This window comes from Amphritea opalescens (assembly GCF_003957515.1).
Lineage (GTDB): Bacteria > Pseudomonadota > Gammaproteobacteria > Pseudomonadales > Balneatricaceae > Amphritea > Amphritea opalescens.
This window is the reverse complement of record NZ_RQXW01000025.1, coordinates 19,166-29,854: the sequence shown is the minus strand read 5'-3', so window position 1 is coordinate 29,854 and position 10,689 is coordinate 19,166. Positions and strand designations below refer to the sequence as shown.

General features: G+C 49.6%; 9 protein-coding genes. 2 read left to right on the top strand and 7 right to left on the bottom strand.

From position 1 onward, the window contains the following. Positions 1-518: 518 nt before the first annotated feature. The 6 genes from clpB to rluD all read right to left on the bottom strand — a co-directional run bounded on the left by clpB (position 519) and on the right by rluD (position 7,376). A complete protein-coding gene (clpB, locus tag EH243_RS17815) occupies positions 519-3,095 on the bottom strand; it encodes an ATP-dependent chaperone ClpB (RefSeq protein ID WP_126160009.1) in 2,577 nt (858 codons plus the stop codon). A 148-nt stretch (positions 3,096-3,243) separates the two neighbouring features. Beyond that, positions 3,244-3,399, bottom strand: a complete 156-nt coding sequence (locus tag EH243_RS17810) for a FeoB-associated Cys-rich membrane protein (RefSeq protein ID WP_126160008.1) — start codon at positions 3,397-3,399, stop codon at positions 3,244-3,246. Between the two features lie 16 nt (positions 3,400-3,415). Continuing rightward, the gene (gene feoB / locus EH243_RS17805) at positions 3,416-5,371 is read right to left on the bottom strand and encodes a ferrous iron transport protein B (RefSeq protein ID WP_126160007.1); all 1,956 of its coding nucleotides are present in this window, start codon (positions 5,369-5,371) and stop codon (positions 3,416-3,418) included. After that, positions 5,371-5,598: a FeoA family protein gene (locus tag EH243_RS17800; RefSeq protein WP_126160006.1), complete on the bottom strand. Its 228-nt coding sequence runs from the start codon at positions 5,596-5,598 to the stop codon at positions 5,371-5,373. Before EH243_RS17800 ends, feoB begins: the two co-directional genes overlap by 1 nt. 87 nt (positions 5,599-5,685) lie before the next feature. Further along, positions 5,686-6,411 carry a peptidoglycan editing factor PgeF gene (gene pgeF / locus EH243_RS17795; protein WP_126160005.1) on the bottom strand — a complete coding sequence of 242 codons (726 nt, stop codon included), beginning with the start codon at positions 6,409-6,411 and terminating at the stop codon, positions 5,686-5,688. Further along, positions 6,408-7,376 carry a 23S rRNA pseudouridine(1911/1915/1917) synthase RluD gene (gene rluD, locus EH243_RS17790; RefSeq protein WP_126160004.1) on the bottom strand — a complete coding sequence of 323 codons (969 nt, stop codon included), beginning with the start codon at positions 7,374-7,376 and terminating at the stop codon, positions 6,408-6,410. Before rluD ends, pgeF begins: the two co-directional genes overlap by 4 nt. Before the next feature lie 187 nt (positions 7,377-7,563). On the opposite strand from rluD, the gene EH243_RS17785 reads away from it, so the two are divergent. Both EH243_RS17785 and nadE read left to right on the top strand, forming a co-directional pair. After that, positions 7,564-8,493 carry an outer membrane protein assembly factor BamD gene (locus EH243_RS17785; RefSeq protein WP_126160003.1) on the top strand — a complete coding sequence of 310 codons (930 nt, stop codon included), beginning with the start codon at positions 7,564-7,566 and terminating at the stop codon, positions 8,491-8,493. A 162-nt stretch (positions 8,494-8,655) separates the two neighbouring features. Next, positions 8,656-9,489, top strand: coding sequence for an ammonia-dependent NAD(+) synthetase (gene nadE / locus EH243_RS17780; protein WP_126160002.1), 834 nt, complete (start codon positions 8,656-8,658; stop codon positions 9,487-9,489). Positions 9,490-9,537: 48 nt separating this feature from the next. Here nadE and thiO read toward each other — a convergent pair whose 3' ends face one another. Continuing rightward, a complete protein-coding gene (thiO, locus tag EH243_RS17775; RefSeq protein WP_126160001.1) occupies positions 9,538-10,629 on the bottom strand; it encodes a glycine oxidase ThiO in 1,092 nt (363 codons plus the stop codon). Positions 10,630-10,689 lie beyond the last annotated feature (60 nt).

Here is a 10,689-nt window from a genome sequence, read left to right as displayed (position 1 = left end):
CCGTTTGCGGTGAGTCGTCTCAAGCGAGGTGCGTATTTTACTCAACACCCTGATGAAGTCAACCTTTTTGTTTAAGAATTTTTAGCAAATTCTCAAACGAAGTCGGCGACTTCCTGTTTCACTTTCCACTGTTAAAAGCTTGCGTTAAACGCCGTGCTTTCAATGGGTTAATCAAACAGCTCGTCTTGTTTCAGTGACCGTTTCCGGTGGCTGTCTCAAGCGAGGAGGCGCATTCTACACCGGACAGGCAGGGAGTCAACAGGGGCAGCACGAAAAAGTGTCATTTTAATGAAAAAGGTCGGATTTTTAACAGCTGCCCGTTGCTCACCTAGATAGACCCCGCTAAAGCGGCTAAATGTAGCGCAAAAAACAACAGCCTTAAGCTTATCGCCTCTGGAAGAGGCTCCTACCAGAAAGTACAAACCGCTTGGCAGGTGCCACCCCAAGAAAAGGGGCCCCACAAGCACACAAAAACCGCCTGACGGCGGTTTTTAGAGTTATCTAGCTAGCAAGTCGTTTTATCGAAAAACGAACTTACCTGCTTCAACATCAACACCAATCTCGGACCCCGGCAGATATTTACCCGCCAATAGCTCCTGCGCTAACGGGTTTTCTATCCATTGCTGGATAGCCCGTTTTAGCGGACGAGCACCATAGATCGGCTCAAAGCCAACATCCACCAGCTTATCCATAGCAGTTGGAGTCAATGTTAAGGTCAATTCACGTTCAGTTAATCGTTCACGTAAACGGTTCAGTTGAATTTCCGCGATCCCTCTTACTTGATCCTTACGCAGGCTATGGAAAACCACGACTTCATCAATACGGTTAATCACCTCTGGACGGAAATGATTGCCCACAACCTCCATTACTGCGCTTTGCATCAGATCATAATCGTCATCATCACTAAAGTTTTGAATCAGATCGGAACCTAGGTTAGAGGTCATCACGACGATAGTGTTACGGAAATCAACTGTACGTCCTTGGCCGTCAGTTAACCGTCCATCTTCCAATACCTGTAACAGTATATTGAAAACATCGGGATGCGCTTTTTCTACTTCATCGAGCAGCAAGACAGAATAAGGTTTACGACGCACCGCTTCTGTGAGGTAGCCACCTTCTTCATAACCCACATACCCTGGAGGCGCACCAATCAACCGAGCAACAGAGTGTTTCTCCATAAACTCTGACATATCGATCCGCACCATCGCTTCCTCTGTATCAAACAGGAAGCCGGCTAATGCTTTACAAAGCTCTGTTTTACCAACACCGGTTGGCCCAAGGAAGAGGAAAGAGCCATTTGGTCGATTAGGATCAGACAACCCTGCACGAGACCGACGAACGGCATTAGACACAGCGCGTACCGCTTCTTGCTGCCCAATGACCTGCTTATGTAACTCATCTTCCATGCGGAGCAGTTTTTCACGCTCACCCTCTAGCATTTTAGAAACAGGAATCCCTGTCCACCTAGAAACAACCTCAGCAACCTCTTCTTCACCAACGCGATTTCTTAACAATTGGTATTTTTGTGGTTCATCCTCAACATCTGCAGCCGCCTGCAGTTGCTTTTCAAGCTCGGGAATAACGCCATATTGCAGTTCAGACATACGACTTAAATCACCGGAACGAGTCGCTTGCTCTAGCTCGGTCCGTGCCTGCTCTAACTTTTCTTTAATTTGCTGAGAACCTTGAAGCATTACTTTCTCAGCTTTCCAGATCTCTTCAAGATCGGAATACTCTTTTTCTATCGACTCGATATTAGACTGCAACTCTTCCAACCGTTTGATGGCCGCTTGGTCTTTCTCTTTTTTGAGCGCTTCACGCTCCATTTTCAACTGAATCAAGCGACGTTCAAGACGATCCAAACTCTCAGGTTTAGAGTCGATCTCCATACGGATACGACTACCCGCCTCATCGATCAAGTCAATCGCTTTATCTGGTAGTTGGCGATCAGTGATATAGCGTTGCGACAATTTAGCGGCGGCGATAATCGCGGAGTCCGTAATATCCACACCATGGTGAATCTCATAGCGCTCTTTCAAGCCCCGCAAAATCGCGATGGTATCTTCTTCACTAGGCTCATTGACCATTACTTTTTGGAAACGACGCTCTAGAGCCGCATCTTTTTCGACATACTGCCGATACTCATCCAGCGTAGTTGCACCGACGCAATGTAATTCACCACGCGCCAATGCAGGCTTGAGCATATTACCGGCGTCCATTGAACCTTCGCCCTTGCCGGCGCCGACCATGGTATGCAGCTCATCAATAAACAGAATGACCTGACCTTCCTGTTTAGACAGCTCATTAAGAACTGACTTAAGCCGCTCTTCGAACTCGCCTCGGAATTTCGCACCGGCAATCAGTGAACCCATATCCAAAGAAAGCACGCGCTTATTCTTGAGCCCTTCAGGTACTTCACCGTTGATAATCCGTTGCGCTAAACCTTCAACGATAGCGGTTTTACCGACACCCGGTTCACCAATCAGAACAGGGTTGTTTTTAGTCCGGCGCTGCAACACTTGAATGGTACGGCGAATCTCGTCATCCCGACCAATCACAGGGTCAAGCTTGCCCGATTCAGCTTTCGCAGTAAGGTCTACGGTAAATTTATCCAGCGCTTGCCGGTTTTCTTCTGCATTTGGATCATTCACGTTATCACCCCCGCGCATCTCTGTAATCGCCTGTTCTAATTGCTGCTTGGTCACGGCCGCAGCTTTAAGCAGCTTGCCGACACCACTCTTATCTTCCAGCATGGCCAATAAAAATAGCTCGCTGGCAATGTATTGATCCCCCCGCTGCTGAGCGAGTTTATCAGTGAGGTTAAACAATTTACCCATCGCCGGCGAAAAACGAACTTCGCCATCATTATTCGTTACTTGAGCTAACTCACCGAATAACTTCTGCGCGGATGAGGCAATCTGATTAACATCAGCGCCAGATTTGGCCAACAAAGGTTTTATCGAGCCCCCTTGTTGATCCAGCAGCGCCAACAACAGATGAACAGGCTCTATATAGTTATGATCTTTACCCACGGCTAGTGATTGGGCATCTGCTAGGGCTGACTGTAATTTACTCGTAAAACGTTCGGGTTGCATGGCTCCCTCCTAATCAATTTCACCCTACCCATTGTGCGCTTTGATTAAAGCTGATGGCGGGCTGTCTTACTCTTACTAAAGTAAATGCGGGTAGATCAAGAGGAATTCAAGTCTATATAAGAAAAGACTGATATATATTCCTCTATTTTTATAGGTCTTTCTTTTTAGAACGGCTGCAACCGGAGCAATTGCTACAACCGGTGCTGCCACATTTCCGACTAAAGGTGCGATAAAGGTAACGGCCAAACCATATCCCCAGCAGCACAATCACGACAATCAGAACGATCCAATCAAACAGCGTCATAGAATCACCTTTCTTACTATAGCCATAATGTCGCTAGGGTATACACCAGCCAAGAACCCGTCCAAGCCAAGACCAGCCCCATCAAGATCGAAACCCCAGCCCAGCGCCAGCTTCCCGTTTCTCGGCGAATCGTCGCTATCGTGGCAAGGCAAGGCATATACAACAAAGTAAAGACCATCAGCGCTAAACCCGACGCGGGCGCTAAGGCGGCACCCAATGCCGCCTGTAGCCCCGCCATATCATTCATGTCGGTTTGATACACCACCACCAGCGAGGCAGCAATAACTTCTTTAGCGATAAATCCTGACAGCAACGCGACGGTTTCCTGCCAGCCAAAGCCCATCGGTGCAAACAGTGGGGCAACGAAACGTCCTAACTGCTCTAACCATGACATTCCTTCCATCGGGAAGCTCTGAAGCAACCAGATCAGAATCGAGCCAACCAGAATAACCCCACCAATTTTCCGCAGAAAGTCAGACGCCTTATCCCAAACATGCAGCAACATCGACCGACCCGAAGGAAAGCGCCAAGGCGGCAGCTCCATAATAAAGGTCTCATCATGATGGGAGGTAATGGTTCTCGCCAATAACGCCGCAATTGTAAACGCCACCAAAATACCCAGCATGTATAGGCCAAACAATACGGTGCCCGCATGGTCAGCAAAAAAGATCCCCGCCAGCAGCACATAGACCGGCAACCGAGCAGAACAGCTCATAAACGGGTTGATTAAAATGGTAATTAAACGCGCTCGCGGCTCCTCAATCGTTCGAGCCGACATTATCGCGGGCACATTACAGCCAAAGCCCATGACCAGCGGCACAAACGCTTTACCATGTAGGCCGACTTTGCTCATTAAGTTATCGGTGAGAAACGCGGCCCGCGCCATATATCCGCTCTGCTCCAGCAAGGCGATAAAGAAAAACAGCAAAACCACATTGGGCAAAAACACCAACACCCCACCAACTCCAGCAATCAACCCTTCAACGATGAGGTTTTTCAGCAACGAAGGCGGCATAACCGCACCTACTTGCTGACCTATCCAGCTAACCCCTGCATCAATCCAATCAGCCGGATAGCTACCTAAGGTAAAGGTCGCCTCGAACATAACCCAAAGCAAAAATACAAAAATCGGCACACCCAACCAGCGGTTCAAGGTCAATCGATCCAGCCAGTGATCCGCCGCGGATTGATCTTGATGTTCACTACTACTCTTATGCAGCAAACCATGAATATAGCCATAACGTCCCTCGGCGATCAGTTCAGCCAGGGATTCATCATGACGGCTACTCAGTAGCGCCAGCGCTTGCTGCCCTACCTTCCGTTGCTCATCATTAATCAGAGCGACGCCTTCTCCGCCGGACTCCAGCCACCGAATCGCTTGCCAACGCGCCAGCCCTACAGCTTCCAATGAACAGATAGCTTCTTCAACATGCGGCTCATAGGTAATGACTAAAGGCTCACTCGGCTGATCAATATTGTCCAGTAACAGATCCATAAGTTCAGAGATATGCCCATTGCTACGGCCATCACTTGCCATAACAGGCTTCGCCAAGCCAAGACCCAGTTCAACGAGGTCAATACTACCGCCCTGCTTCTCCAACTCGTCGAGCATATTAATGGCAATCACGACCGGCAGACCCTGCTCCAATACTTGGGTTGTCAACGCTAGATTCCGCGCTAAGTTATTGCCATCCACAACATTCAGAATCAAATCAGGAGGTGTCTCAATCAAATAGTCACGGGCAACCATCTCCTCTACCCGGCTATTCGCGAGTGAGTAGATGCCCGGCAGATCGATAAAATGAACATCGATACCACGCCACTCTTTATGACCTTCACGACTGGTAACAGTCACTCCCGCCATATTACCGGTACGTTGCCGAGCGCCTGTTAATTGATTAAAGAGTGACGTTTTACCGCAATTAGGATTACCGATCAGAGCGATGGTATAGGAAGGTTGATTATCGGACATTAGCGCTGTAACTCCACCTCAATATGACTTGCTTCTTTACTACGCAAGCAGATCTGTTGTTTACCGATGGAGTAGACCCGGGGATTACCCAGTAAAGAGGTGGCGGCAACGGAGACTTTCAAACCTTTGAGAACACCCAGCGCTACGAGTCGCTGGCGCAGCGCCTCTGGCCCAGCAATGGTTTTAATTCGAGCCTGCTGGCGGGATTTTAGTTCGATCAGTGTCATCGAAACACCTCAAAGATTAATGAGAACTATTATCATACTCCGATCGACACGGATCAAGCACCCGCAATAACATTCCATTGATGCAGATCAGGCGATCCAGATCACGCTCGCCATGCGTCCTGTGACGCCATCACGGCGATAGGAATAGAACAACTCAGATTGCGTGAAGGTACAGAAATCTCCACCGGTAATATGTTGCACGCCCGCCGCCTGCAGGCGCAATCGAGCCAACTGATAGATATCCGCCATCCATTTGTGTGGTGTCGAGGTGGCGATAAAGGCATCAGACGACGCCGTGATCAGATCACAGAACCGCTCTCGAACCTCATCACCCACTTCGAACGCCAGTGGACCGATGGCCGGCCCTAACCAGACCTGCACCTCAGAGGGGTTAGCAAACACAGACAGGGTCTGCTCCAGCACCCCGTCGACAAGCCCGCGCCAACCCGCGTGGGCCACCGCCACCCGCGAACCATTTTTATCACTAAAGAAAACCGGCAAGCAATCGGCGGTCATCACAATACAGGGCTGACCGACTTCATCAGTCCAACAGGCATCGGCTTCCACCACACCCTGCTCGGACGCTTTGATCAACACCGTACCATGCACTTGCGATAACCATTGAGGGGCTTTCAATCCTTGAAACTGCTCGCCAAGCAATGCTCGATTGGCTGCGACGTGCGCCGCGGCATCTTCGACATGATCACCTAGATTAAACGAGCGATAGACACCTTCACTGCAGCCACCTAAGCGAGTCGTCGTAAACGCCTGGATATGATCCGGCGCCGACCAATCAGCAGCAATCAATTTCACAGATCGGTATCGTGATTAGCGGCGTCTTTCTTGAGACGGTTCAACAACCGTTGCATATCCTCCGGCAGATCGACCTCCCAAGACATCAATTCACCGGTCGCCGGATGAAACAGCTCTAAACGTTTCGCATGCAATGCCTGACGATTAAACTCCTTCAATTTACTCAGAAGCTGAGGCGTCACACCCTTTGGCAAGCGGAAACGCCCACCATAAAGTTGGTCGCCCACGATCGGATAGTTAATATGGGACATATGCACCCGAATCTGGTGCGTCCGCCCCGTTTCCAGTTTTAAACGAATATGGGTATGGGCACGAAACTTAGTTAACACCCGATAGTGCGTCACCGCTTCTTTTCCTAAACCCACCACCGCCATCTTCTGACGATTACGTGAATGCCGACCCAGTGCTTCATCAACGGTACCACCGCCGGTCATTACACCCGCGACAATCGCTTCATATTCACGGCCCATCGAACGATCCTGCAACTGAGAAACCAGCTCGGTTTGTGCCTGAATGGTTTTCGCCACCACCATCAAGCCGGTAGTGTCCATATCCAAGCGGTGGACAATACCTGCCCGCGGCACTTGCGCAATTTCTGGACAGTAATGCAACAAACCGTTGAGCAAGGTATCTTCCCAGTGGCCTGCCGCCGGATGAACAACCAAATTGGCCGGTTTATTGATGATCATAATATCATCGTCTTCGTAAACGATATTCAGCGGCATCTCCACCGCTTTATACTGATCAATCACTTCCAATTCGGCTGACACTTCCAGCTGCTCGCCGCCCATTAGCTTATCTCGGGGCCGCTTTACCTTGCCATCTACGGTTAAAAACCCATCCTTAATCCAGCCCTGCAACCGTGAACGGGAGTATTCGGGGAAAAGTTCGGCAACAGCCTGGTCTAACCGTTTGCCAATCAGATCATCAGATACTGTTGCGCTAAGTTGAACCTTCTCAGTCATGTTTTATCTAACTCTCGGAAAAATTAAGAAAATATAGGCTTTAATTGCAAGGAAAACGCGGAGACGCTTTGGCTTGCCATTCGGTTATGGTTAAATAGGCCGAATTAATTTTGCACAGTATACCCGAAACGAGCAGTAGCCGCTGTTAACTAACGGGAAACTCTCACTTATAGCAGGATAAATGTTTATGCGCCTGGCAAAGTTGCTCGCGATTGTTTCGATCACCCTGATAGCATCAGGCTGTTCATGGTTTGGTGGTGACGACAAAGAGGCCCCAGATGTCCCTGAACAACAGCTCTATCAAGAAGCCCTTGATATGCTTGAGAGCGAAAACTATGTAGCCGCCGTTGAAAAACTGCAGCTGCTCGAAGCTCGTTACCCCTTTGGTCGATTCTCCGATCAGGCACAACTAGAGCTTATCTACGCGTATCATAAAAATTATGAGCCGGAAGCGGCGCGGGCAACAGCGGATCGTTTTATCCGTCTGAACCCAAATCATGAAAACCTAGACTACGCCCTCTACCTCAAAGGCCTCACCGCTTTTGAAAAAGACCGTTCTTTCTTCGAAAAGTATCTACCGATCGATGAAACACAGCGAGATCCAGGCAGTGCGCTAGACTCATTCCAAAGCTTCCAGCAGTTAGTGTCTCGCTTCCCTAACAGCCAATATGCACCCGATGCGCAAAAACGGATGACCTATCTCAAAAACCGTTTGGCCACCCACGAAGTTCATGTCGCCCGCTACTACGTCAAACGTGAAGCGTGGGTTGCCGCGGCTAACCGTGGGCGCTATGTGGTTGAGAACTATCAGCAAACCCCTGCCGTGCCAGACGCACTGTCAGTGATGGTATTGGCTTATAATGAATTAGGCATGACCGATTTAGCGGCGGACTCACAAGCAGTGTTAGATACTAACTTTCCTGGCTATCAGTCCAATATCCAGCTGGCGAAAAAAGAGTCTCTGTTGAGTACTGCAACCTTTGGCCTGCTCGGCAGCGACGAAACAGCGCGCCCCGTACCGCAGCGACAAAGCAAGCCAACCGAGCAGCAAGAACGCTCTTGGTTTAGCCGTCTAACCTTCGGCGCATTCGATGACGACGACGAAGCCGACAAATAATCGCACTTTTTCTGATCAAGGCGCCTATTGGCGCCTTTTTTATGGCTCATTTACGCCCACTCATAGTGCAAATATTCAGCAGCACATAAAAGCACTTCACAGCCTCCCAGACTTTCACATAGAATAAATGGCAGACCCACCTAAAGACCACGAGAATTGATAATGGACAGAGCTTCAATTGTTGCCGCGATGCAGGTTAAGCCACAAATCGATACCGCAGCAGAGATCGAACGACGAATAGACTTTATTAAACGTACCCTGCTGGCCAGCGGTTGCAAGCACCTAGTGTTAGGCATTAGCGGCGGCGTCGACTCCACCACCTGTGGCCGTCTCGCTCAACTGTCGATTAAGCAGCTCAATCAGGAAAGCAACAGCAACGATTATCGATTTATAGCCGTGCGCTTACCCTACAACACACAGCAGGATGAAGAGGATGCCCAAGCAGCGATAGCCTTTATCTCACCCTCTGCTAGCCTAACGGCCAATGTACAACCCGGCGCCGATGGCGTTCACTCAGCCACATTAGCCGCACTCAACGAGGCCGGTATTGACGCGGGAAGTCCTGCCCACATCGACTTTTCCAAGGGTAATGTAAAAGCCCGTATCCGTATGGCTATTCAATATGAAATAGCTGGTCTACTGGGCGGCCTTGTCTTAGGTACCGATCATTCTGCGGAGAACATCACCGGTTTCTACACAAAACATGGGGATGGCGCCTGCGACTTAGCGCCTTTATTTGGTCTCAGTAAACGTCAGGTTCGCGCCTTGGCCGAAGCCCTTGGGGCACCCGCGCAACTGATCCATAAAACACCTACCGCCGATCTTGAATGCGATGCGCCGCAAAAAGCAGACGAAGCCGCACTGGGCCTAAGCTATGATCAAATTGACGATTTCCTCGAAGGTAAACCCGTCAGTCCAGAGGTAGAAGAAAAGTTGATCGGCATTTACCGACGCACGGAACATAAGCGTCAGCCAGTACCCACCATTTACGATTAAAAAAAGGCCTCGGATGAGGCCTTTCTTATATCACCGCTTTAGCGGAAATTATACCCGCCCCACCATTTTATAGGGTTCAGGATCGATCACCGGCTGTCGTTTCAATAGGATATCCCCGAGCAAACGGGTAGAGGCTGGCGCCAACACCAAACCATTCCTGAAATGACCCGCATTAATATACAAGTTGCGATATCCCGGTACGGCACCGATATAGGGTATGCCCTCTGGAGAACCGGGTCTCAACCCTGCCCAATGGCGTTCTAGCTCATAGTTCTCTAACGCGGGGCAGATATTTAGCGCGGTTTGATAAAGTGATTGCCTAATCTCATCGGTGGCCTGTTTATCAAATCCAACGCGCTCGAGTGTGCTGCCCACCAGAATACGTCCATCATTACGAGGGATTAGATATCGATTTTCCATCAAGACAACTCGGTTAATCAAACCAACCTTCGCGTTAAAGATCATCATCTGACCTTTAACTGGCTCAACGGGCAACTCGATATTCAATGGTTTTAGCAGCTCGCCACTCCAAGCACCTGCAGCCACCACCACGGTGTTACCATGCAATACTCGATCAGCCAACTGCACACCCGTAATGGTTTCATTCTCAACCACTAAGTGCTGTACTCGGCTCTGTTCCACTAAATGAATATTAGGGGTCATCTCCATGCTACGGCGCAAAGAGCGACCTAAACGAGGGTTGCGAATACTGCCTACCTCAGGCATCCACAGTGCAGATTCGCAGCCAGGCGCTAAGTTAGGCTCTTTCTGATAGAGAAAATCACGATCAACCCGTTCCATCGGTTTTTGATATTTCCGTCCCCACGCCAGCGCCTTATCCTCATCATCAACCCCCACCATAAACATCCCTTTAAGGCGTAGCTCAGGATCTAAACCGGTTTCTTCCAACAGTTGCTGTGAGAGGTGAATATAACTCGTTTGCGACCACGTCGCTAAGGCCGTCACCGGATCAGAATAACGCCAAGGATACAGCGGTGAGACAATCCCTCCTCCCGCCCAAGACGCTTCCTGTGCACAGTTATTCATCTCCACAAGCGTGACACTCGCACCCGACTGAGCCAGTTCTCTGGCCGTCAGCATTCCGATCACGCCTGCCCCAACAATCAGGTAGTCAGACATCTCTAAGCCTTATGGTTTGTACAAAGAGAAAAGAGTATATAAAAAAACGCGCCCGAGGCG